The sequence below is a fragment of the Brevibacterium spongiae genome (genome assembly GCF_026168515.1).
Classification (GTDB): Bacteria; Actinomycetota; Actinomycetes; order Actinomycetales; family Brevibacteriaceae; genus Brevibacterium; species Brevibacterium spongiae.
This window is the reverse complement of record NZ_CP093443.1, coordinates 1,967,442-1,989,515: the sequence shown is the minus strand read 5'-3', so window position 1 is coordinate 1,989,515 and position 22,074 is coordinate 1,967,442. Positions and strand designations below refer to the sequence as shown.

Genomic DNA, 22,074 nt, shown 5'->3' with positions numbered 1-22,074 from the left:
AAATATCAGAGGCTGGAGGTGGCCGCGGCGAACTCCGCGCTGAAGTCGCGGGTCTCGGTGCGTGCAACCTGCCTGCCACTGACGATCGTACCTGTCGCGCTGATCACGAAGGTGCCCCGCTCGGCGACGCCGTGGATCGTGTCGAATACGCCGAAGGCACGAGCGGCGGCACCGTGCGGCCAGAAATCCGACAGCAGAGCCACGTCGGTGCCGGAATGCCGACCCCAGGCGGCCAGAGTGTATTTCGAATCGACCGACACCACTGCGACATCGACGGCTAATTCGCTCTCGCGCATCCGCCGCTGCCAACCATCGAGGTCAGCGAGCTCATCGCCGCAGATCGGAGAGAACGCGAACGGGACGAAGGCGAGCACCACTGCTCGAGGACGGGCCGCCTCGGTGAGGGTGAATACCGATCCGAACTGATCGGGAAGGGTGAGATCCGGGGCCCGGTCACCGGGCCTGGGGATCATGTGAAGTTCTTTTTGCCCACGAGCCGGAAACCGGCCCAGTCCTCCGCTGCGCTGACCGTCGAGGTCACGTGCATTCCGGCGGTGGGAGCCGCCTCGGAGATGTCGGCAGGGCTGATGTGACCCGGACGGTTCGCCTTCGGGCTCAGGAGCCACACGACCCCGCCCTCCTTCAACGTGGCCTGGGCGTCGACGAGGCCGTCGATGAGATCATCGTCGTCCGATCGCCACCACATGAGGATCACGTCATAGACATCATCCTCTTCGCCGTCGGCGATCTTGTCTCCGATGATGCTTTCGATCGCCTCGCAGAGTGCCTGGTCGACATCGTCGTCATAGCCGATCTCTTGCACATAGTCGCCCTTGCTGAAGCCGAGGTTGTGTCCCAGCTCGTTTGCGAGGGTCGAAGAGGAGGATGTCCTTTCAGAAGCGGAGTTGCTCATGCCTGTATTGTTCCGTCAACTGTGCCAAAGGCGCAAATAGAGCCCGCGTCAGCGCGCCGCAGGCGAAGCCAAACGACACCGAAGCACCACAATGCGTCAGGGAGATCACAATTGATCGGCTCAGCGAAGTTTGCCTGCCCGTACTAGGCTGACTTGTGTATCGGGTGGACCCTGGGCTCAGACATCCTGCGGACCACACTCCATCTGATGGACATGATCTCTACACCAATGAAGATCGTGGAGCTGAAGAGAGGACCACATCGTGGACAATCGGAATCAGGGCGGGCCCATTCTCAATGGCCTGCCCAGCCAGGTGCCCGACATCGACCCGGAGGAGACCGAGGAATGGCTGGCCTCCCTCGACGGCCTCATCGATGAGAGCGGTCGGACACGGGCTCGCTACATCATGCTGCGCATGCTCGAGCGCTCGCGCCAGAAGCAGATCGGTGTTCCCAGCCTCACGGCCACCGACTACGTCAACACCATCGGACCCGAGAACGAACCGTGGTTCCCCGGTGATGAGGAAGTCGAGCGCCGTTATCGACGCTGGAACCGCTGGAACGCCGCCATGCTCGTGCACCGAGCGCAGCGCCCCGGAGTGGAGGTCGGCGGACACATCTCCACCTATGCCTCTTCGGCCACACTCTACGAAGTCGGCCTCAACCACTTCTTCCGCGGCAAGGACCACCCCGGCGGCGGCGACCACATCTTCTATCAGGGTCACGCCTCCCCCGGCATGTATGCCCGCGCCTACCTCGAAGGGCGGATGAGCGCCGACCAGCTCGACGGGTTCCGTCAGCAGCAGTCGCACTTCATCGACGGCAAGCCGCAGGGTCTGCCGTCCTACCCGCACCCGCACCAGCTGCCGGACTTCTGGGAACACCCCACGGTGTCGATGGGCCTGGGGCCGATGAACGCGATCGCGCAGGCTCAGTTCGACAAGTATCTGCACAACCGCGGGATCAAGGACACCTCCCAGCAGCAGACCTGGGCCTTCCTCGGCGATGGTGAGCTCGATGAGCCCGAGAGCCGCGGCATGCTCCATGTCGCCGCCTTCGAGGAACTCGACAACCTCAACTTCGTCATCAACTGCAACCTGCAGCGCCTCGACGGCCCCGTCCGCGGCAACGGCAAGATCATGCAGGAACTCGAGTCCTACTTCCGCGGTGCCGGCTGGAACGTCATCAAGGTCGTCTGGGGACGCGAATGGGACGCTCTGCTGGCCAAGGACCGTGACGGTGCGCTCGTCAACCTCATGAATGCCACCCCGGACGGCGACTACCAGACCTACAAGGGCGAGTCCGGCGGATTCGTGCGCGACAACTTCTTCGGCCGCGATCCGCGGACGAAGGCGATGGTCGAGAACTACAGCGACGATCAGATCTGGAACCTCAAGCGCGGCGGCCACGACTACCGCAAGGTCTATGCGGCCTACAAGGCGGCGCTGGCCCACACCGGTCAGCCGACGGTCATCCTCGTCAAGACCGTCAAGGGCTACTCGCTCGGACCTCACTTCGAGGCTCGCAACGCGACCCACCAGATGAAGAAGATGACCGTCGAGGATCTCAAACTCGCTCGCGATCACTTCCAGATCCCGATCTCGGACAAGGAGCTCGAAGAGAACCCGAAGCTCCCGCCGTACTACCACCCGGGAGTCGACGCCCCCGAGATCAAGTACATGCAGGAACGGCGTGCCGAGCTCGGCGGCTACTCCCCCGAGCGTCGCGGCACCCACATCGACCTCAAGATGCCTTCCGAGAAGGCCTTCGAGGCCGGACGTCGCGGTTCGGGCAAGCAGCAGATCGCGACCACGATGGGCTTTGTGCGCGTACTCAAGGACCTCATGCGGGAGAAGGACTTCGGTCACCGCATCGTGCCGATCATCCCCGATGAGGCCCGTACGTTCGGGATGGACTCGTTCTTCCCGACGGCGAAGATCTACAACCCGCACGGTCAGAACTACATCTCGGTCGACCGTGATCTGTTCCTCGCCTACAAGGAATCCACAGACGGTCAGCTGCTCCACGTGGGCATCAACGAGGCCGGCGCGACTGCGGCCCTGACCGCTGCGGGCACCTCGTACGCCACGCACGGTGAGCCGATGATTCCGTTCTACATCTTCTACTCGATGTTCGGATTCCAGCGCACCGGTGACTTCTTCTGGGCCGCAGGCGATCAGATGGCCCGCGGATTCGTCCTCGGCGCCACTGCGGGACGCACCACTCTGGTGGCCGAGGGCCTCCAGCACGGTGACGGTCATTCGCATCTGCTCGCTTCGACCTATCCTTCGGTCGTGTCCTACGATCCGGCCTTCAGCTACGAGATCGCCCACATCGTCAAGGACGGCATCCATCGGATGTACGATCCCGCCGATGAGCGCGACCCCAACGTGCTCTACTACATCACCATGTACAACGAGCCGATGGTCCAGCCGGCCGAACCGGAGGACCTCGACGTCGACGGCGTGCTCAAGGGTCTCTACCTGCTCAAGAAGGGCGCCGACACCGGCGGACCGAAGGTCCAGCTGATGGCGTCCGGCGTCGGTGTGCCGTGGATCCTCGAGGCCCAGGAGCTGCTGGAGAAGGACTGGGGCGTGTCCGCCGACGTGTGGTCGGTGACGTCGTGGACCGAGCTGCGCCGTGATGGGCTCGACGCCGAGAACGACCGGCTGAAGAACCCCGATGCCGAACCGCGTGTGCCGTATGTGACCGAGAAGATGGCCGAGACCGAAGGCCCGGTCATCGCCACCTCGGACTACATGCGTGCAGTGCCCGACCAGATCCGCCAGTACGTGCCGACCCACTTCACGTCGCTGGGCACCGACGGCTACGCGATCTCGGACACTCGCCCCGCGGCGCGCCGGTACTACCTCGTCGACGGTCCGTCCGTCGTCACGCAGGCGCTCATCTCGCTGGCCGACACCGGCAAGATCGGACCGGAGAAGGCCGCCGAGGCGGCGAAGAAGTACCAGCTCGACGATGTCCGGGCGGGAAGCTCGGGCTCAACCGAGGGTGCAGGAGCCTGATCAGCTGAGATCACTTCCGCCACTGCTGCGGCGGCACTGAGTGCCGATATGGCCGGAGTCTCCAAGACTCCGGCCATATTTGTCTTCAATTCCAACTGTTTGTATGTCGTTGACAACGAACTTCAGAGCAATCATCTAAAGTCATATCCATGATGTCTGATGCTGAGTCCCTGCGCCGTCGCGCCGAAACCGCTCGTCGCCTGCGTGCGGGAGTCGGCGTCCTGTCGTCGGTGACTCTGCAGAGGCTCGAGACTCAGCTGCCCTGGTATCGGGCGATGTCGTCCTCCGACCGTTCGTGGGTCGGCCTGCTCGCCCAATCGGGCATCTCCTCATTCGTCGACTGGTACCGCAAGCCCGATAAGAACCTGCGTGTGGTCTCCGACCTGTTCAAGACCGCTCCCCGCGATCTCGTGCGCGCCATCAGCCTGCAGCAGACCCTGCAGCTGCTCAAGATCGTCGTCCAGGTCGTCGAGGAGCGTGTTCCGGACATTGCCCGACCCGTCGAACAGCCGGCCCTGCGCGAAGCTGTGCTCGTCTATTCGCGTGAGGTCGCGTTCGCCGCCGCCGATGTCTATGCCCGCGCTGCCGAGGCCCGCGGCAGCTGGGACGCCCGGCTCGAGGCGATGGTCATCGACGCGCTGGTCCGTGGAGACTCCGTCGATGAGCTCGCCAGCCGCACCGCGGCCTTCGGCTGGCAGTCCGAGGGTCCCGTCTGCGTCATCGTCGGTCGCGCCCCACAGCGTTCGGCGAAGAAGGGCCTCGACGGGATCCGCCGCAAAGCCAGCAGATGGGCCGACGACGCCCTCGTCGGCATACACGACAATCGCCTGCTCATCGTCCTCGGCGGTGTCACCGAGGTCGATGACGCCGTCGAGGACCTCTCCGACTGCTTCGGACCGTCCGAGGTCATCGTCGGTCCGACCGTCCCGGCCCTCGCCGAGGCAGCCACCTCCGCGAAGGCTGCGATCCGGGCGCTCAAGGCCGCCACCGCACGCCCTGATTCACCGCGCCCGGTCAAGGCGAACGATCTGCTGCCCGAAAGAGCGCTGTCCGGTGACAAGGCGGCATTGACCGAGCTCGTCGACCGCTACTATGCGCCTCTGACCTCGGGCACGGGGCAGCTGCTGAAGACCGTCAGCGCCTATGTCGAATTCGGTTCGTCGCTCGAAGCGACGGCCAAAGCCCTGTCGGTGCATCCGAACACCGTCCGCTATCGCCTGCGCAAGATCACCGATGCCATCGGGCTCGACCCGACGACGTCTCGCGATGCCTTCGTCATCCACATCGCATTGGTCTATGGGCGACTGTCAGATGACGGCGTATTGTCGAACAGCGACAAATCTCATTGATTTCAGCCTGAAGTCGATTAGATTGACTCTGGAACCCAACGAAAAGAGAACTGAGTGCTAGCAATCACCTGCCCGGGCCAGGGTGCCCAGAAATCCGGCTTCCTGTCATCCTTCCTCGAACTCGATGCCTTCTCAGCACAGATCGACGAACTCCAGGCCGCCTCGGGGATCGATCTGCGTCAGCACGGCACCGAATCCGACGACGAGACGATCAAGGACACGTCGCTGGCTCAGCCGCTGCTCGTCGCCTCGGCGATCGCCTGTGCCGCCGAACTCGGTGTCACACCCGCCGTCGTCGCCGGACACTCGGTCGGTGAGATCGCAGCCGCACAGATCGCTGGAATCTTCACCCCCGCCGATGCCATGCGCTTCGTCTCGGTGCGTGCCAACGGCATGGCCGCCGCCGCAGCCGCGACTCCGACAGGCATGTCCGCCGTCGTCGGCGGACAGCCCGAAGACGTGCTCGCCGCCATCGAGGCCGCCGGCGCAAGCCCTGCCAATGTCAACGGCGGCGGCCAGACCGTCGCCGCCGGCTCCCTCGACTCTCTGCAGGCGCTGGCGGACAACCCGCCGGAGCGCGCACGCGTCATCGCCCTGCCGGTCGCCGGCGCTTTCCACACCGATTTCATGGCTGCGGCGACGGAGGACCTCGCCAGCACCGCCTCGGCGATGGACGTCTCGGACCCGCAGGTGCGCATCCTCAGCAATTCCGATGGAAGCGCAGTCGCGGACGGCCGTGAATACGTCGACCGTCTCGTCAAGCAGGTCACGAACCCGGTGCGGTGGGATCTGTGCCAGGAGACCCTGCTGAACTCCGGCGTCACCGGAATGATCGAACTCGTCCCCGGCGGCACACTCGCCGGGATCGCCCGACGTGCCATGAAGGGCGTAGAGACATTCGCCATCAAATCAGCCGCCGACCTCGACGGCGCGCGTGAGTTCGCGGCAGCCCACGCCTGAGAATCGAAGGAAGACCCATGCCTACACTCAAAACAGCCGAACTCGGCACCTTCTCCCGCATCGCCGGGATCGGCGCCTACCGTGCGGAGAACCTCGTCACCAATGACGATATCGCCGGTCCGATCAACTCCTCGGACGAGTGGATCCGTCAGCGCACGGGCATCATCACCCGGCGCCGGGCCAGCAAGGACGTCGGCGTGCTCGACATGTGCGAGGAAGCCGCTCTCGAGGCCATCGCCTCGTCGGGGCTCAAGCCCGAAGACATCGGCGGAATCATCATCTCCACCGTCACCTTCGAGTACTTCACCCCGTCCGCGGCGGCGGCACTCACCGCTCGACTGGGTACGGGCCCGGTGCCTGCTTGGGACATCAGCGCCGCCTGTGCGGGGTACTGCTACGGAATCTCCCAGGCCGATGCCCTGGTGCGTGCCGGAACCATGGACAACGTTCTGGTCATCGGCGCCGAGAAGCTCTCCGAGGTCATCGATCCCGAGGATCGGTCGATCTCGTTCATCCTCGGTGACGGTGCCGGCGCGGTAGTGGTCTCCTCGGCCGATGAGCCGGGCATCTCGAAGACCGTGTGGGGTTCGAAGGGCGAGAACTGGTCGACCATCCGGATGACCGATTCGCTCTACGACATCCGCGACGACCGCGACCTGCCGTTCCCGACGCTGCGTCAGGACGGACCCACAGTGTTCCGCTGGGCAGTCTGGGACGGCGCCGAGGTGGCCAAGGAGGCCCTGGCCGCCTCCGGGATCGAAGCCGAGGACCTCGCCGCGTTCATCCCCCACCAGGCGAACATGCGCATCATCGACGAACTCGCCAAACAGCTCAAGCTGCCGGAGTCCGTCGTCATCGCCCGTGACATCGCCGACAACGGAAACACCTCGGCGGCGTCGATTCCGCTCGCCACCGAACGTCTCCTGCGCGAACAGCCCGAACTCAGCGGGGGGCTCGCGCTGCAGATGGGCTTCGGAGCAGGCCTCGTCTATGGTGCGCAGGTCGTCCGCCTGCCCTGAGACACACCCATTCACGGAAAACACTCCGTGAATGTCCTAAGATATTCGGCGGGACACTCGTCGAAAAGTTCCTCACACGGTCGACAAACCCTCGGCCGAAATCAGAAAGTAGGAAAGAAATGGCATTCACCGAAGCTGAAGTCCTCGCTGGGCTCGCAGAGATCGTCAACGAAGAGACCGGCCTGGCTGTCGAAGCAGTCGAAGCCGACAAGTCGTTCACCGACGACCTCGACATCGACTCGATCTCGATGATGACCATCGTCGTCAACGCCGAAAAGAAGTTCGGCGTCAAGATCCCCGATGACGACGTCAAGGACCTCGTCACCGTTCAGGACGCTGTCGACTACATCAACAAGGCTCAGGAAGCCTGACCCACAGCAGCCGAACACGGCCCGTCCACCGACGGGCCGTGTCCACACTATCGACGAGGTTTGTACCATGACATCTAAAGTTGTCGTCACCGGAATCGGTGCGGTAACCCCCTTGGGCGCGACTGTCGATGCCACTTGGGAAGCCATTCTCGCCGGCACGTCCGGCGTCCACACGATGGACAACGATTGGTCAGAGAAGTACGGCCTCGCCGTGGACTTCGCCGCACAAGTCGACCCACAGGTCGTGCCCGACAATCTCAAGCGGGTTCAGGCCAAGCGCCTCGACCCCTCGAGCCAGTTCGCCCTCATCTCCGCTCGTGAAGCCATGGCCGACGCCGGCCTCGAGGAGACCGACCCGGAGCGCACCGCCGTCTCCTGGGCCACCGGAATCGGCGGCGTCTGGACTCTGCTCGATGCCTGGGACACCCTCCAGGAGGAAGGCCCCCGCCGGGTCATGCCTCTCACGGTTCCCATGCTCATGCCCAATGGTCCGGCCGCGGCGATCGGCATGGAGTTCAAGGCACGCGCAGGTGTGCAGACCCTCGTCTCGGCCTGTGCCTCATCGACCGAGAGCCTCGGCCACGCCTACGATGTGCTGGCCTCGGGCCGTGCTGACGTCATCATCGCCGGCGGTTCGGAAGCTGCGATCCACCCCATCACCCTCGCCGCGTTCAATTCGATGCAGGCGCTGTCGCGTCGCACAGACTCCCCCGAGACCGCTTCGCGTCCCTATGACGTCGACCGTGACGGCTTCGTCATGGGCGAGGGATCGGGTGCGCTCATCCTCGAGACCGAGGAGCATGCGAAGGCGCGCGGGGCGAAGATCTACGCCGAGGTGGCCAGCTGGGGCATCTCGAATGACGCTTACCACATCACCGGTGGAGAGCCCGAGGGCAAGCACGCGCTGGCTGCGATGCAGCAGGCACTCGATGCCGGCGGGCTGACCGCCTCTGATATCAAGCACGTCAATGCCCACGCCACCTCGACGCCGGTCGGTGACATCCCGGAGTCGCTGGCCATCAGCGAACTCCTCGGCGACAACGTCTCCGATGCCCTGGTGTCGGCCACGAAGTCGATGACCGGGCACCTCCTCGGTGGAACGGGTGCCGTTGAGGCGATCCTCACGGTCAAGGCGCTGCAGACCCGCACCGCTCCCCCGACCATCAACATCGACGAGGTCGATCCGAAGGTCGTTGGCATCAACATCGTGCGCGATACTCCTGCTGAGCTTCCGTCGGGCGATATCGCAGCGATCACGAACTCGTTCGGCTTCGGCGGTCACAACGCCGTCGTCGCGTTCCGCTCCGTCTGAGTCCGCAGCGTCTTCGGCACGGCTCCTCGAGGGTTGAGCCGTCGACGTTCGGCACCGGCACCGGCACCGGCACCGGCACCGAGAAGCATTTCGGCCCGCTTGCGGCTGAGCACCCCAGGTTGAAACTGGACGCTCAGCTTCAAGTGGGCCTTTTCGGTGTACGGGGCTTCATTGCCACAGTTCGGCTCAGGCGCGACCACGACGACGCCGTTGTACCGGAGCTGTCCGACTTGTGCCGGAACTGTCCGACGAATCAGCTCACCTTCCTCTGAACAGCACACGGAAGAACGTGATGAATTCAGAGCCGACAGAGCCACAATGGTTTTGGCAGCGAGGAACGCAAGGGCGGGGCGTGTGCTCGTCACCGTGGGCGGGGCGTGTGCTCGTGAACGTGGGCGGGACGTGTGCTCGCCAACGTGAGATGCCTCCGCGGCACGTTTTCAGCGACCGATTCTGAGCACTGGTGCGCACGCCAAAGGACACACCCGAGGTAGGAAGGGTGTGCCCTTCAAGCGTGAGCGAGCCGCCGGACCGACGCGACACTGCTGACGGTCCGGAAGCGAATCAGCCGACCTTGGTCAGCCAGCGGACCGGGGCGCCCTCGCCGGCGTGGCGGAAGGCGTCGAGTTCCTCGTCCCAGGCTTCGCCGAGTGCGACGGCCATCTCCGAGGAGAACTTCGCGGGGTCCCCGGCAGCGCGTTCCATGACGGATCGGATGCGGTCTTCGGGGACGAGGATGTTGCCTGCGGTATCTGTCACGGCGTGGTAGATTCCGAGGTCCGGGGTGTGGCTCCACCGGCCGCCGTCGACACCCGCTGAGGGCTCTTCGGTGACTTCATAGCGGAGTGAGTCCCAGCCGCGCAGAGCCGAAGCGATGCGTGCTCCGGAGCCTGCAGGCGCGCGCCAGCAGACTTCTGCGCGCACAAGCCCGGGTGCTGCCGGCTGGGGTGTCCAGTCGAAGCGTGCCTGTGCGCCGATAGCCCCGCCCGCGGCCCATTCGATGTGAGGGCACAGCGCACGAGGTGCTGAGTGGACGAAGAGTACGCCCTGTGTCATATCCATTTCTGCCTCCTACCTCGGATACGTCTTCCCCTACGATCCGAAAGGAGGTGCTGACCACATGATAGTCGATATCTCACCTGCAGCCAAGCACCAAAGATGCTGGTGGCATCGGGTGTCCGTCGGAGCCGCGTGAGGAACGTCCGAGACTGAAGGCCCACCGGACGACATGTAGAGTCGATGGGGCATGGGAGCAGGAACGGAGACACAAGACAGTCATGAACAATGCGGGGTCGGCAGAAAACAGTTTTGATATGACCCGACCCGCGATGAACCTCGCTGTTGCCGTTCTGGTTCTGCTCGCCGGAGCAATTTACTACTCGTTCTCATTGGCAGGTCACCTCGAAGCGAACACATTCTTCACCCTGCACAACGTGAATGACGTGTCTGACGCAATGCTGGCACCGGTGATCACGTTCATGGTCGTGCTCTTATCCCCGCGGAAGAAACTCGGTCGATTCCTCGGCCACACGTACCTCGTGCTGCTCATCACGGGAATCGCTGCGTCCGTCGTCAACGACATGATCTTCAACCGGTTCGGCTACATGGAGTACGAAATTCTTCCCCGAGTACTTATGAGCGTTCCCGCGCTGATTCTGCTGTTCACGCCTCTCGTCGCGCTGTTCATCAGCGGTGAAATGATCGTGCGTGAAGTGAAGAGCAGAACCCGACGTCGAAGGGCTTCGCAGCAGAAGGCCTGACTGATCAGCGGCCGTTCGGCTGGAGTGCCCCCGGCCAGACTTGAACCAGCGCCCAACGTCGCCGATCTGTTTTGGCTACGCTGTGGGGATGACCGATGAGTTCACTGATCCGGACGCACAGTACGACACCATCCGCATGTTCCCCGACTATGCGGATACCGTGCTGTGGTTCGATGGGCCGGTCGACTACTGCGACACAGGTCTGACTGCCGCGCTCGTCTCGGACCTCGAGCGTTGGGAGAAGTCCTTTTACGAGTCCCGAACCGATGATTTCGAGTTCGTGTCGCGGGCGGCAGGGGTCGCACATGAGGAGGAAGGTCTCAGACTTGCAGAGCGTGTGTCCGCCGAGGTGGGCCCGCGGTTCGTCATCACGTGCGATTCGATCGAGGACCGGTACGGCCAGGTCACCCTGAGGGCGACGTCTCCTTCCGAGAACCCGACCGCCGAGGCTGCGTTCAGGCGCCTTCGACAAGAGCGCATGGCCGAAGATATGAGAATGGCCGAAATCCTTGCCGAATCTGACGGGACGATCACGGCGTATGCACCGTTGTCGGGAGCAACCTTCGAACTCAGCCCGCGGTCCGATCATCCGCAGAACGAGGCCTGACAGTCCTCAGCCGCACGCCGCTCAGGGCCGTGCGCGTCATCTGGTGCCCCCGGTCGGACTTGAACCGACGACCAAGGAATTATGAGTTCCCTGCTCTGACCAGCTGAGCTACGGGGGCCAGCCGAGACAAGATTAGCACCACCGGTGGGCCTCGTCCCATTTCTGAGACACCGCCATCGCCCGGAGTCGGCCGCCCGTCCGAGGCGGCGATCAGGCTCGCTGCGCTGCCGCAGCGCCGTTGAGCGGAGCAACCCGAGTGAGGACGCTGCGGGCGGCGTCGACGCAGGTGTACCGGTCGGTGGTGATGTAGACGTCGTATTCGGTCTGCCCGTCGCTGCCGGGGTCGTTCCGTTTCGACGCAGCGACCATGCCCGACCAGTCGGGTCCGACCACGACGACGCCGTGCTCATTGCGCATCGGGTCCGACGCGTCGACGAGTCCTGTGCGCACACCCGGGATGGGCGGTCCGTCGAACCCGCCGGAGAACATCGCGGTCAGGCCGACGGTGTCGCGGATCTTCTCATAGCGGTCACGCGTCGGTTCGGAGAACGTCTCGTCCTCGCCGAAGACCCCCAGAGTGATCGTCGCTGTGCCCGACGCCAGAGCACGTTCTTCGAGCGCGGCGATCTGGGCGATGAGCATTTCACGGTTCATCACCAGCGGTTCACGTCGCAGACCCTGAGAGATCGAGTAGGGAGTTCCCAGTGCGGGAAGGTTGCGCGAATAGTGCGAGACCAGCGCGTCCTCGTTCGGCTCCGAGAACGGATGCGGCTCCTGTGTCGCCTCACCGAAGTAGGGACCGGACATGAAACGGGCACCGAGTGCACGCACCCGGTCGAGGTCGTCTTCGGACTCGACTCCATCGGCGAGGATGACCGCACCGGTGCGTTCGATATGAGCATGGAGGAGGCGGTTGAGCTCAGCCAGATGGGAGTCGGAGTCGATGCGCAGCACGTCCGGATGCAGGCCGACGACCGAGGGGTTGACGAGGGGTACGAAAGACGCACTGCGCAGATCGGCACCGACCGACGACATGCCCACTCCCCAGCCGAGAGACCGGGCTGAGCGCACCGAGCGCAGCACCGAGGCGGGAGAGTTCGCGACGCGATTGGCGTCGAGCTGGAGGATCACGGAGCGGTCCGGCTCGCCGGTGCGGTCCTCGAGAGTGGCGAAGGACTCGGCCTCGGCGTGGAGGAACAGTCGATTCGACTTCGGCAGACCTGTGCCCTCGGCAGTCCGCAGTGCGGTATCGCGCAGTGAGGCATCGATGTCACCGATCATCGACGAAGCACGCATCGCCGATCTCAAGCTGTCCGACTCGGCACGACCCAGCTCCGGATCACCGACGGGCGCTTGGAGAATCTGATGACCGACCCGATGGAAGGTGAGGGCATCGACGACCGGTGCGAAATACGTTTCGATCCCACCCGAGCGAACGAGATCCTCGAGCGCCAGGTCGTCTTCGGGTACAGCCTCGACCACTATTCATCCTTCCGTGGGCTGATGTGCGTTCACAGTCTTCCACATTCGGACACAGCGGATTGTCTAAAATCTGTAACATTATTGCGCTGACAGCTGAGGTCCGTGACGACCTGGCGGAATGCTCAACGGCGGTGATTCACCTGCGGCGGCGGCCGCCTCGGCGAACCTCGACGAGTCCGACGATGCCGGCGAGGACGACGATCACGGCGATCGCTGCGAAGGCCCCGACCATCCCCATATGCCAGTTGCTCACCGCGGTGATCGAGAACGCGAGAGCGGTCATGATCGCCAGGCCCATCGAGGTGCCGATCCGCTGCCCCGTCTGGAGCACACCGCCGGAGGACCCGGCATACTTCAGCGGAACTTCCTGCAGCGTCAGGGTCTGGTTGGGACTGATGACCATGCCCTGGGCCGTGCCGATGAATGCCAATGTGAGCAGCATCCACCATTCGCTGCCGATCCCCTGCGAGAGCAGCACGACGACGCCGATGGTGGCAACGAGACCGACCAAACAGGTGACGATCCCCCACACAACGAGGCGGCGGCCGATCTGAAAGACAAAACGACCGGACACATCGGCGGAGATGGCCGACAGGAGCGCTGCGGGCAGTCCGATCATTCCCGCGGCCAGAGCCGAGTGGCCCAATCCCTGCTGCATGTACATCGCTACTAAGACCCAGACGCTGGTCACGCCGAGGAAGTAGAGGGTGATGATGATCGAGCCGTTGCTGAAGCTGCGGATGCGGAAGAGATCGAGGTCGACCATCGGCGGGCGTCCCAGACGAGCATAGCGGCGTTCCCATCTGGTCCATGCCCAGATCGCGGCCAGTCCCAACGGGAGGGCGAACCAGATGAACCAGCCGACCGAAGATTCCACGAAGGGCAGGAGGACGAGGAGCACTCCGAGACCGAGCAGAACGACTCCGATGGGGTCGAGGTCTCTGTTGTTCTTCTCGTTAGTGGCGCCTTCGATGACGGCCGGTCGCCAGGCGCCGGTCGGCAGCCAGGCTCGGGCGAGGATCAGAGAGGCGATCGCGAAGGGAACGTTGACGAGGAAGGTCGCACGCCAGCCGAGGTCGCTTCCGAAGAGAGCGATGAACGCCCCGCCGAGCACTGGTCCGATCGCGACGGACAGCCCGACTGTGGTGCCCATCAATCCGAAGGCTCGACCCCGCGGTGGGCCTTGGAAGTACTGCTGGAGGAGACCGACGACCTGCGGGTTGAGCAATCCGGACCCCAAGCCCATGAACACACGGGCGATATTGAGCGTCAGCGGGTCCGGCGCGATGCCGGAGACCAGTGAGGAGAGTCCGAAGAGACCCACCCCGATCATGAACAGCTGGCCGCGCCCGAAGACGTCACCGGCCCGTCCTGCGGCGACGAGGACGACTCCGAAAGACAGAGCGTACCCGGTAAGCACCCACTGCAGTGCCGAGGTGGAGGCGTGGATGTCCGAGGAGATCGAGGGGAGGACGACGTTGATGCTCGAGACCGACAGCAGTGACATGAAGAGGGGAACAAGGCCGATGATGAGGATGCGCTTCTGCGTCTGCGTCATCTTCGTGCTCTCGCTCACGCAATCCCCTCATCTATGCATCGTTTCTCCTTGGTCTCATCATACGTATGCCGATGGCGGCCCGATGCGGTTCTGCAGCATTTGCCTCCAGGTATCTGCCCGGGAGCGGGTGCGACGTGTTCGGGACGTGTTCCCCGAGGTCAGTTGTAGGAGATCTCGGAATAGTACTGGGGCATGTACCCGATGTACTGCTCGCCCTTGCAGTACGTCTGCACGCTGACCGTGTAGCCGGAGGCGCGGTAGTGGGCGGCACGGGCATCGGTAGCCCGTTCGCAAGTCGTCCGGTTGTTGAACCACTCTCCGTGTGTGTCAGCCTGGGCCGGTGCGGCCACGACAAGCATTCCCGCGGACAGTCCCAGCGCCGCGGCTCCGGTGGTGAGTGCCTTCTTGAGAGTCGACATGATCTGCCTTCCTACTCTTTCTGTGTCTCTGCATCAGTTCGACATCGGACATCAACGAACGTTTCACAACGACGAGTCCGGTTCAAGGGATCTTGCCCGTTCCGGATTTTTGCTCAGCGGATTCACATATGGCACAGGCGGCCGTGGCTGCGGGAGACTATGCGGCAATCTCATTCCTGCGATTCCACGCGAACCAGGCGACCGCGCAGAACGCCGCGAGCATGACGAGATCAGCGATGAATGCAACAGGGACCGAGCGGGTGACCCGTGCGACTGGGAACGCGGCTGCCGCGAGCACCAACAGCACTGCGCTCCAACGCGGTGTGAGACCGGTCCACCAATGCATCGCGCCCAGACTCAGAAGAGCGGCAGGAAAGACCGGACCCGCCAAAATCAAGACAATGGTCACCGAGAGTGGATAACTCTCAAAAGCAGCCAGCGAGGAGGACTCGGTGGCTCCGAGGACACTCTCGAACACCCCTTGCAGCCCGAACGCGACGGTGCCGAACATGCCTATCAGCACCAGCAGCATCCAGAGCCCTGACAAGAGCGGAAGCCGGGGGCGGAGGGTGCGGTACTCCCCGATGAGTCCGTACACCCACGGCACGGATGCCATGGCGATGAGGAGACCACCGGTCACACCATAGTGACCGTCAACCCAAAAGAGCGGTGACAGCGCAAACAGCAAGGGCCCGATGATCAGGCCAAGGCTCTCCAAACGGCGCACCACCATGCCCAAAGAGTAGCACCGCCATTAGCACTGCCACAGGGCTCAGATCGCGTATCCCTTGACGGGCCCGTGGGTATTGGGATTCCAGCCCAGGCTCGGTGCGACGTGTTCGGCGAACGATTCGAGGATGTGCAGGTTGTAGTCGACGCCGAGCTGGCTGGGGATGGTGAGCATGAGGGTGTCGGCGGCCGCTATCGCCGCATCCGCGCGGAGCTCTTCGACGAGGCGATCGGGTTCGCCCGCATAGGTCTTGCCGAAGGTCGAGCGGGTGTCGTCGATGATGCCGATCTGGTCGCCCTGACCACGACCTCTCCGCCCGAAATAGAGGTCATCGAGGTCCGTTGTGATCGGGAAGATGCTGCGGCTCACTGATACCCGCGGTGTCCAGTCGTGACCGGCTTCGCGCCAAGCGGCACGGTAGCGTTCGATCTGCTCGGCTTGCAGGTCTCCGAAGGAGGCTCCGGTCGCCTCGGTGAGCAGGGTCGAACTCATGAGGTTGACACCTTGCTGAGCCGCCCATTCTGCTGTGGCACCGGATCCGGCTCCCCACCAGATGCGTCGTTCGAGCCCTGGCGAATGGGGTTCGACTCGCAGACGCGCCCCGGGACCGAACTGCGCGGGATCTGCCGGGGCCAGGCGTTCGCCTCTGACGGCACGGAGGAACCGGTCGAACTTCTCCCGGGCCATGGTTGCGGCCTTGGGTTCGCTCAGGTCCTCGTAGCCGAAGGACTCCCAACCGCGCAGCGCGGGTTCGGGTGAACCGCGGCTGATGCCCAGCGCCAACCGGTGGTCGGATAGAAGATCGAGGGCGGCGGCCTCCTCGGCGAGGTAGAGCGGATTCTCATACCGCATGTCGATCACTCCGGTGCCGACTTCGATGCGTTCTGTGCGGGCCGCGATCGCTGACAGCAGCGGCATCGGTGAAGCCGATTGAGCGGCGAAATGATGGACGCGGAAGTAGGCGCCGTTGACGCCGAGTTCGTCCGCACCGTTCGCGATCTCGACCGCGTCGTGGAGCATCTGCCCGGCGTCAAGTGCGCCTTCGGTCTCATAGTGACCGAAACTCAAGAATCCGAAAGACTTCATGGTTGAAGAACCTGTCCCCTGGTGCGGGTATTCCCGTGGCGATGTCCGGGTGCACCCGTTCCGGGGATGACGAAGGCCCCGTCCGAAACGGACGGGGCCTTTGCTGCTCCCCCGGCTGGGCTCGAACCAGCGACCCTTCGATTAACAGTCGAATGCTCTGCCAACTGAGCTACGGAGGAATGTCGCAGTCGCCTGCGAACGTGTTGTCCAGCTTAGCAAACACCGGAGCGGGCAAACAAAACGTCTCTGAGTGCTTTAGCTCACACCTGCTGGGGGAAACCCCACCGCTTCCGGCCGGGTTGCCGTACAGTCAGGACAATTCCAGGCAACGGGCATTCTCGCCGGGCACGTGCGCGGTAAACTCAAAGCGGTCCCCGCACCTGCCCCATCCGCTCCGAACCCGGAAGATTCACCGTGACCATAGTGGCAATCGCCTTCGCCGTGTTGGCGGCCGTGGCCCTCGCCTATGGCGCCCTGTACCAACACGACGCCGTCGCCGGTCAGGAAGATTCCCACAACGGTCTCAGCTGGGCCCATTTCACAGAGCTGCTCAGCAACCGACGCTGGCTGCTCGGACTGCTCATCCTCGGGTTCGGCACGGCCGGCAATTTCATCGCCCTCGCTCTCGCCCCGGTGATGGTCGTCCAACCGATCGGTGCGTTCTCTCTCATCGTCTCCGTCCTCCTCGGCGTCCGGCATCGGGGGCTCAAGGTCAACCGACGGCTCGTCCAGTCCGTCGTCTGGTGCACGATCGGGGTGACGGTCTTCGTCGCGCTCTCAGCCACCACCGCACGCTCGGAGGTCCACCTCGGTGCGGATGCGCTGCCCCTGTTCTGGATCACAGCCGTCCTCGTCGGCCTCGGACTCATCATCATGCTCGCCTTCAGACACGCGCCTCAGCTCGTGCTCATCATCGCCGCAGGCCTGCTCTTCGCCTGCGTCGCAACGAACGCCCACCTCGTCAGCGTCCAGTTCCTCCAGGCCGGAATCGATGAGGTCACCTGGATCAATGTGGCGGGACTCCTCGCCGCCGTCGCCCTCGGCTCGTGGTTCGTCCAGAACGCCTACGCAGCCGGGCCACCTGAGATGGTCATCGCCGGACTGACCGTCATCGATCCGATCGGCGCCGTGATCCTGGGCACCGTGGTCCTCGGCGAAGCCGCCGACGCTCCACCGTGGCTGGTCGTGCTCATCACCCTCACAGGATTGGTCGCCTGCGCGGGCGTCGTTGTATTGTCGCGGTATCATCCCGATGTCAAAGATCGAGAAGCTCAGCGCAGGAACGCCCGCCGTTCCGACACCATGACCGACACCGAGGAGAGCTGAATCCTGTCTGCGCACCGACCCACTCCAGCCCGCCGCATCCTCATCCCGGCAGAGACCTACGCCCCCGAGGTCAATGGAGCCGCGAAGTTCGCTGAGCGGCTGGCCGCCGGACTCGCAGCTCGCGGCAACGACGTCCACGTCGCCTGCCCCTCGGCCACGGGCAAACCCTCGGTCAGCGTCGAAGACGGCGTCACAGTCCACCGACTCACGGCTCACCGGTGGCCGTTGCACCCGACATGGATGATCTGCATGCCGTGGGAGACGAAACCCGAGCTCTCCCGGCTCCTCGACAGTCTGCAACCCGACGTCGTCCACACCCAGGCGCATTTCGTCATCGGCCGCTACGCGTTCTCCGAATCCATCCGCCGCGGCATCCCGGTCGTCGCGACGAACCACTTCATGCCCGACAACGTGCGTCCGTATCTCAAGGCTCCGAAGGCCGTCCTCGATGGCGGCACGGCGGTCGCCTGGTGGGATCTGCGTCGGAAGTTCCAGTCCGCGGACTTCATCACGGTGCCGACGCAGCTGGCCGCAGATCTGCTCACGGAGAACGGTTTCACCTCCCCCATCCGGGCTGTGTCCTGCGGAATCGATCTCGAGCGCTTCGCCCACCTGCGCGATCTGGAACCGCAGACTGACCGAACCGTCCCCCCACGGGTGCTCTTCGTCGGTCGGCTCTCCTCGGAGAAGCATGCCGCCGATATCGTCGATGCAGTGGCCAAAACCGATCCCGCCCTAGGCCTCGAAGCCGATATCGTCGGCGGGGGTGACCAGGAAGGCCCGTTGAAGCAGCTGGCAGACGAACTCGGGATCGCCGACCGCATCCACGTGCTCGGAAAGATCAGCGACAAGGATCTCATGGACGCGTACCAGCGCTGCACCTTCTTCTGCATGCCGTCGACGGCCGAGCTGCAGTCCATCGCAACCCTCGAGGCGCTCGCCTCTCGCAAGCCCGTGGTCTTGGCTGATGCCGTGGCTCTGCCGCATCTCGTCCGGGACGGCGTCAACGGATATCTGTTCCCGCCGCGCGACATCGACGCCTTGGCTGACCGGTTCACTCGCATCTGCGAAATGGATGATTCCGAACTCGACGCATTTTCCAGGGCCTCACTCGATGTCGTGGCCAAACACGACATCGAGTACACCCTGGACACGTTCGAGGCGATCTACGACGGTGTCATCTCCGAATCGGCCGACTCCCCCGAGGATTCCTCAGCCGCCTGAGAACGCCTCAGCAACCTGAGGCGTCCCCACATCGGCACCGTTCCGTTCACGACTCGCTCGGCGGGACGAACACCGTCGGCGTCGTCGACATATGTGCGAATTCGACGCCCGAGACCATATCGTCGACGGTCGTCCACCTCAAGCCCCCGAATCCCAGGGACTGCTGCATCCACGCGAAGACATCCGCAACCGACCAGCCCACACTGCGCAGCTGCTGATACGTCACTGCTCCGTCACGTTTGGCCAGCCTCTGTCCCCCTGCATTGAGCACGAGCGGAACATGCACCCAGGCCGGTTCTGCGAGGCCGAGAAGCCGTGCAAGATAGGCCTGCCGCGGTGCCGAGGCCGCCAGATCGTCGCCACGCAGCACCTCGTCGACCCCGCTGGCCCCGTCGTCGACGACGACGGTGAGATTGTAAGCGAAGACCCCATCGCCGCGGCGCAGCACGAGATCGTCGACGAGGGCATCGACTCGGCCCAGGAGCACATCGTCGACGTGGTGTTCGCGGTTGTCGGCTCGCAGACGCAGAGCAGGCTGCCGCCCGTCCCTCGCCAGCCTCTCCCTCTGCTCCTCCCGTTCGCCGTCCCCGAGGTGGCGGCAGGTTCCCGGATAGGCGCCCGGTGGGGCGTGGGGTGCGCTCGGAGCCTGAGCGATGTCCTTGCGCGAGCAGTAGCATTCGAAGACCCGACCGGCAGCATCGAGCTCTGCGATCGCCGCGGCATAGACAGCGTGCCGCTGTGATTGGATCAGCGGCTCTTCGTCCGCAGTGACGCCGAGTTCGGCGAAGACGTCGAGCTGCGATTGCGCCGAACCGGCCCGGACCCGGTCGAGGTCCTCGATGCGCCAGAGAAAACGACGTCCGGTCTGCCTGGCACGAACATAGGCGAGCAGGCCGGAGCGCAGGTTGCCGATGTGGAGGTCGCCGCTGGGGCTCGGGGCGAAACGACCTGCTCCGGGCACTGAGTCGATCCCGCTCACTGAGGTGCCACGAGGTCACCGTACTGCGGGAACCGCTCGAGGTAGTCCTGAACATAGGTGCAGGTCGGAACGATCCGACCCCCGTCGCTCCTGATCGTGTCGAGGACTCGGGTGACCAGGGTGCGGGCGAAGCCGCGGCGGGAGAACCCCTCGGAGATGATCGTGTGCTGGAGTTCCAGGGTGCCTTCGTCGATCGTCTGATAGGCGAGGAAGCCGATGAACTCTCCCGGGGTGTCATCGGTGAACAGCTCGAACCGTTCACGGTCGCTGTTTCTCACGATCTTCACCGGGGTGGAGCTGATTTCGGGTTGCGGCATTCTGCGACTCCTTCGTGGCCGACTCTCACAGTGAACGATACAGGGTGCCGGTGAGGCTGCGGTCGCCGCGCCCCACCGACACTTCCCGGTGCCAGTCAGTCAGTCGACGATCTTCGTGGTCAGCCCCTCGCCTTCGACGTCTGCCGTGGTCTTGCGCTGCAGGCGGGACTCGAGCCAGCGAGCGAATCCGGCGACGATCATGTTGATGATGATGAACAGAACGGCTCCGACGATGAACGTCGGCAGCAGGTTGTTGTACTCACGGCCGATGAGATTCACCTGGTAGAGCAGATCCTGGTAGGTGACGATGAAGCCCAGCGCCGAATCTTTGAGCAGCACGACGATCTGAGCGATGATCGTCGGCATCATGGCACGCAGCGCCTGCGGCATGAGGACGAGACTCATCACCTGTCCGGGGCGGAGGCCGATGGCCATGGCGGCTTCTCGCTGACCGGTCGGAACGGCGAGAATTCCCGCGCGGATGATCTCGGCCAGCACCATCCCGTTGTAGAGGGTGAGGCCGAAGACGACGGACCAGAAGGACCCGATCTCGTTTCCGAACAGGAGGAACATCGCGAAGATGAGCAGCAGCACCGGCACACCGCGGAAGAACTCGAGCACGATGGTGCCCGGAACGGAGATGATCTTCTTGCTCGACAGGCGCAGGAGTGCGAAGACGACACCGACGACCAAGGCCAGCACCGAGGCGACGACGGCGACCTTGAGGGTGGCGAGCATGCCTTGGAGCAGCACCGTCTGGATCTGTGCGAAGGTGAACGGATACCACTTGTCGGCTTCGAGCTGACCGGCATCAGCGAACTTCCAGATCACGAACGCCACGAGTGCCAACAGCACGATCAGTGACGCGATCGAGAGGATGATGTTGTTCCGGCGGGCCTTCGGCCCCGGTTCGTCGAACAGGACCTGAGTGGGTGCGCTCATCGCAGAATCACCAGCTTCTTCTCCAAGTAGTCGAAGACACGTCCGAGCAGCAGAGCCAGGATCAGATAGGCCAGCGCGGTGCCGAACAGGATCGGGATGACAAGATCACCGCGGACTTCGATGGCATTGCGCATCGCCGAGATGAGCTCTCGGTTGTTGAACGCCGAGGCGATCGAGGTGTTCTTGAGCATCGCGATGATCACACTGCCCAGAGGCGGGATGACCGTGCGGAAAGCCTGCGGCAGAACCACTTCGCTCAAGGTCTGACCGAAGCTCAGGCCCACCGCTCGAGCGGCTTCGGCCTGACCGACGGGAATCGTCGAGATTCCCGACTTCAGCGTCTCCGCAACGAAGCAAGCCGTGTAGGCGATGAGAGCGATCGTCGCGTAGACGAAGGAGTTGAACGAGCTCGTCGCACCGAATCGGATGTCGAGGAACGGCAGTCCGAACGCGCAGAAGAACATCACCAGGGTCAGCGGAGTGTTCCGGACGACGTTGATGTACGTCGATGCCGCAATCCGCAGCACCGGGGTCGGCGAGACCCGCATGGCAGCGAGCACCGTGCCGAGGATCATGGATCCGATCAAGGCGATGGTGAAGAGTTTGATCGTCCCCCACGCACCGGAGAGGAACATCTGGAGAAGCTCCAGGAAATCCATGGCAGATTCCTTAATCGATGCGAGGGCACCGCTGAC

Annotated in this window: 22 protein-coding genes and 2 tRNA genes; 10 read left to right on the top strand and 14 right to left on the bottom strand. The window is 63.8% G+C overall.

Annotated elements, in window-relative coordinates; translation table 11 throughout:
- Positions 1-5 precede the first annotated feature (5 nt).
- A complete protein-coding gene (locus tag L1F31_RS09005; RefSeq protein ID WP_265420295.1) occupies positions 6-473 on the bottom strand; it encodes a redoxin domain-containing protein in 468 nt (155 codons plus the stop codon).
- Complete coding sequence (locus L1F31_RS09000; protein ID WP_265420294.1) at positions 470-913, bottom strand: DUF3052 domain-containing protein; 444 nt, start codon at positions 911-913, stop codon at positions 470-472. The genes L1F31_RS09005 and L1F31_RS09000 overlap by 4 nt, the downstream gene beginning before the upstream one ends.
- A gap of 262 nt (positions 914-1,175) precedes the next feature.
- On the opposite strand from L1F31_RS09000, the gene aceE reads away from it, so the two are divergent.
- From aceE to L1F31_RS08970, 6 genes are all read left to right on the top strand, one after another.
- Positions 1,176-3,938, top strand: coding sequence for a pyruvate dehydrogenase (acetyl-transferring), homodimeric type (gene aceE, locus L1F31_RS08995; RefSeq protein WP_265420293.1), 2,763 nt, complete (start codon positions 1,176-1,178; stop codon positions 3,936-3,938).
- Between the two features lie 149 nt (positions 3,939-4,087).
- Entirely contained in the window at positions 4,088-5,287 is a 1,200-nt protein-coding gene (locus L1F31_RS08990) for a PucR family transcriptional regulator (RefSeq protein ID WP_265420292.1), read from the top strand.
- A 54-nt stretch (positions 5,288-5,341) separates the two neighbouring features.
- Positions 5,342-6,247, top strand: coding sequence for an ACP S-malonyltransferase (locus tag L1F31_RS08985; RefSeq protein ID WP_265420291.1), 906 nt, complete (start codon positions 5,342-5,344; stop codon positions 6,245-6,247).
- A 17-nt stretch (positions 6,248-6,264) separates the two neighbouring features.
- Positions 6,265-7,266: a beta-ketoacyl-ACP synthase III gene (locus tag L1F31_RS08980; RefSeq protein ID WP_265420290.1), complete on the top strand. Its 1,002-nt coding sequence runs from the start codon at positions 6,265-6,267 to the stop codon at positions 7,264-7,266.
- A gap of 119 nt (positions 7,267-7,385) precedes the next feature.
- Positions 7,386-7,637, top strand: coding sequence for an acyl carrier protein (locus L1F31_RS08975; protein WP_025776743.1), 252 nt, complete (start codon positions 7,386-7,388; stop codon positions 7,635-7,637).
- 67 nt (positions 7,638-7,704) lie between these two features.
- Positions 7,705-8,949: a beta-ketoacyl-[acyl-carrier-protein] synthase family protein gene (locus L1F31_RS08970; RefSeq protein WP_265420289.1), complete on the top strand. Its 1,245-nt coding sequence runs from the start codon at positions 7,705-7,707 to the stop codon at positions 8,947-8,949.
- A 564-nt stretch (positions 8,950-9,513) separates the two neighbouring features.
- On the opposite strand, the gene L1F31_RS08965 is transcribed toward L1F31_RS08970, so the two are convergent.
- Positions 9,514-10,005 carry a DUF3145 domain-containing protein gene (locus L1F31_RS08965; RefSeq protein ID WP_265420414.1) on the bottom strand — a complete coding sequence of 164 codons (492 nt, stop codon included), beginning with the start codon at positions 10,003-10,005 and terminating at the stop codon, positions 9,514-9,516.
- A 257-nt stretch (positions 10,006-10,262) separates the two neighbouring features.
- On the opposite strand from L1F31_RS08965, the gene L1F31_RS08960 reads away from it, so the two are divergent.
- Together L1F31_RS08960 and L1F31_RS08955 are read left to right on the top strand one after the other, a co-directional pair.
- Positions 10,263-10,709, top strand: a complete 447-nt coding sequence (locus L1F31_RS08960; RefSeq protein WP_265420288.1) for a hypothetical protein — start codon at positions 10,263-10,265, stop codon at positions 10,707-10,709.
- Between the two features lie 88 nt (positions 10,710-10,797).
- Positions 10,798-11,316, top strand: coding sequence for a hypothetical protein (locus tag L1F31_RS08955; protein ID WP_265420287.1), 519 nt, complete (start codon positions 10,798-10,800; stop codon positions 11,314-11,316).
- A 41-nt stretch (positions 11,317-11,357) separates the two neighbouring features.
- On the opposite strand, the gene L1F31_RS08950 is transcribed toward L1F31_RS08955, so the two are convergent.
- From L1F31_RS08950 to L1F31_RS08920, 7 genes are all read right to left on the bottom strand, one after another.
- Positions 11,358-11,434 (bottom strand) — tRNA-Ile (locus L1F31_RS08950).
- A gap of 92 nt (positions 11,435-11,526) precedes the next feature.
- Positions 11,527-12,798 (bottom strand): EAL domain-containing protein, encoded by a 1,272-nt coding sequence (locus L1F31_RS08945; RefSeq protein ID WP_265420286.1) that lies wholly within the window; start codon positions 12,796-12,798, stop codon positions 11,527-11,529.
- A 136-nt stretch (positions 12,799-12,934) separates the two neighbouring features.
- A complete protein-coding gene (locus L1F31_RS08940) occupies positions 12,935-14,356 on the bottom strand; it encodes an MFS transporter (protein ID WP_429860962.1) in 1,422 nt (473 codons plus the stop codon).
- 158 nt (positions 14,357-14,514) lie between these two features.
- Positions 14,515-14,775: a hypothetical protein gene (locus L1F31_RS08935; protein ID WP_265420284.1), complete on the bottom strand. Its 261-nt coding sequence runs from the start codon at positions 14,773-14,775 to the stop codon at positions 14,515-14,517.
- A 157-nt stretch (positions 14,776-14,932) separates the two neighbouring features.
- Complete coding sequence (locus L1F31_RS08930) at positions 14,933-15,508, bottom strand: hypothetical protein (RefSeq protein ID WP_265420283.1); 576 nt, start codon at positions 15,506-15,508, stop codon at positions 14,933-14,935.
- Between the two features lie 39 nt (positions 15,509-15,547).
- Positions 15,548-16,591 (bottom strand): LLM class flavin-dependent oxidoreductase, encoded by a 1,044-nt coding sequence (locus L1F31_RS08925; RefSeq protein ID WP_265420282.1) that lies wholly within the window; start codon positions 16,589-16,591, stop codon positions 15,548-15,550.
- 106 nt (positions 16,592-16,697) lie between these two features.
- A tRNA-Asn gene (locus tag L1F31_RS08920) sits at positions 16,698-16,770 on the bottom strand.
- 235 nt (positions 16,771-17,005) lie between these two features.
- Here L1F31_RS08920 and L1F31_RS08915 point away from each other — a divergent pair.
- Both L1F31_RS08915 and L1F31_RS08910 read left to right on the top strand, forming a co-directional pair.
- The gene (locus L1F31_RS08915; protein WP_265420281.1) at positions 17,006-17,917 is read left to right on the top strand and encodes a DMT family transporter; all 912 of its coding nucleotides are present in this window, start codon (positions 17,006-17,008) and stop codon (positions 17,915-17,917) included.
- Positions 17,918-19,141 carry a glycosyltransferase gene (locus L1F31_RS08910; RefSeq protein ID WP_346732504.1) on the top strand — a complete coding sequence of 408 codons (1,224 nt, stop codon included), beginning with the start codon at positions 17,918-17,920 and terminating at the stop codon, positions 19,139-19,141.
- Positions 19,142-19,187: 46 nt separating this feature from the next.
- Here the strand turns inward: L1F31_RS08910 and gluQRS are convergent, their stop codons facing one another.
- The 4 genes from gluQRS to L1F31_RS08890 all read right to left on the bottom strand — a co-directional run bounded on the left by gluQRS (position 19,188) and on the right by L1F31_RS08890 (position 22,038).
- Positions 19,188-20,120, bottom strand: coding sequence for a tRNA glutamyl-Q(34) synthetase GluQRS (gene gluQRS, locus L1F31_RS08905; RefSeq protein ID WP_265420280.1), 933 nt, complete (start codon positions 20,118-20,120; stop codon positions 19,188-19,190).
- On the bottom strand, positions 20,117-20,437 hold the full coding sequence (locus L1F31_RS08900; protein WP_265420279.1) for a GNAT family N-acetyltransferase: 321 nt from the start codon (positions 20,435-20,437) through the stop codon (positions 20,117-20,119). The genes gluQRS and L1F31_RS08900 overlap by 4 nt, the downstream gene beginning before the upstream one ends.
- A 99-nt stretch (positions 20,438-20,536) precedes the next feature.
- A complete protein-coding gene (locus L1F31_RS08895) occupies positions 20,537-21,379 on the bottom strand; it encodes an amino acid ABC transporter permease (protein ID WP_265420278.1) in 843 nt (280 codons plus the stop codon).
- A complete protein-coding gene (locus L1F31_RS08890; RefSeq protein ID WP_265420277.1) occupies positions 21,376-22,038 on the bottom strand; it encodes an amino acid ABC transporter permease in 663 nt (220 codons plus the stop codon). Before L1F31_RS08890 ends, L1F31_RS08895 begins: the two co-directional genes overlap by 4 nt.
- Positions 22,039-22,074 lie beyond the last annotated feature (36 nt).

What these genes read in the sequence shown, in the direction of transcription:
- L1F31_RS09005 (WP_265420295.1), bottom strand. Translation starts at nt 473, where the DNA reads ATGATCCCCAGGCCCGGTGACCGGGCCCCGGATCTCACCCTTCCCGAT.
- L1F31_RS09000 (WP_265420294.1), bottom strand. Translation starts at nt 913, where the DNA reads ATGAGCAACTCCGCTTCTGAAAGGACATCCTCCTCTTCGACCCTCGCA.
- L1F31_RS08990 (WP_265420292.1), top strand. Translation starts at nt 4,088, where the DNA reads ATGATGTCTGATGCTGAGTCCCTGCGCCGTCGCGCCGAAACCGCTCGT.
- L1F31_RS08980 (WP_265420290.1), top strand. Translation starts at nt 6,265, where the DNA reads ATGCCTACACTCAAAACAGCCGAACTCGGCACCTTCTCCCGCATCGCC.
- L1F31_RS08975 (WP_025776743.1), top strand. Translation starts at nt 7,386, where the DNA reads ATGGCATTCACCGAAGCTGAAGTCCTCGCTGGGCTCGCAGAGATCGTC.
- L1F31_RS08970 (WP_265420289.1), top strand. Translation starts at nt 7,705, where the DNA reads ATGACATCTAAAGTTGTCGTCACCGGAATCGGTGCGGTAACCCCCTTG.
- L1F31_RS08965 (WP_265420414.1), bottom strand. Translation starts at nt 10,005, where the DNA reads ATGACACAGGGCGTACTCTTCGTCCACTCAGCACCTCGTGCGCTGTGC.
- L1F31_RS08960 (WP_265420288.1), top strand. Translation starts at nt 10,263, where the DNA reads ATGACCCGACCCGCGATGAACCTCGCTGTTGCCGTTCTGGTTCTGCTC.
- L1F31_RS08955 (WP_265420287.1), top strand. Translation starts at nt 10,798, where the DNA reads ATGACCGATGAGTTCACTGATCCGGACGCACAGTACGACACCATCCGC.
- L1F31_RS08940 (WP_429860962.1), bottom strand. Translation starts at nt 14,356, where the DNA reads ATGACGCAGACGCAGAAGCGCATCCTCATCATCGGCCTTGTTCCCCTC.
- L1F31_RS08935 (WP_265420284.1), bottom strand. Translation starts at nt 14,775, where the DNA reads ATGTCGACTCTCAAGAAGGCACTCACCACCGGAGCCGCGGCGCTGGGA.
- L1F31_RS08930 (WP_265420283.1), bottom strand. Translation starts at nt 15,508, where the DNA reads ATGGTGGTGCGCCGTTTGGAGAGCCTTGGCCTGATCATCGGGCCCTTG.
- L1F31_RS08925 (WP_265420282.1), bottom strand. Translation starts at nt 16,591, where the DNA reads ATGAAGTCTTTCGGATTCTTGAGTTTCGGTCACTATGAGACCGAAGGC.
- L1F31_RS08900 (WP_265420279.1), bottom strand. Translation starts at nt 20,437, where the DNA reads ATGCCGCAACCCGAAATCAGCTCCACCCCGGTGAAGATCGTGAGAAAC.
- L1F31_RS08895 (WP_265420278.1), bottom strand. Translation starts at nt 21,379, where the DNA reads ATGAGCGCACCCACTCAGGTCCTGTTCGACGAACCGGGGCCGAAGGCC.
- L1F31_RS08890 (WP_265420277.1), bottom strand. Translation starts at nt 22,038, where the DNA reads ATGGATTTCCTGGAGCTTCTCCAGATGTTCCTCTCCGGTGCGTGGGGG.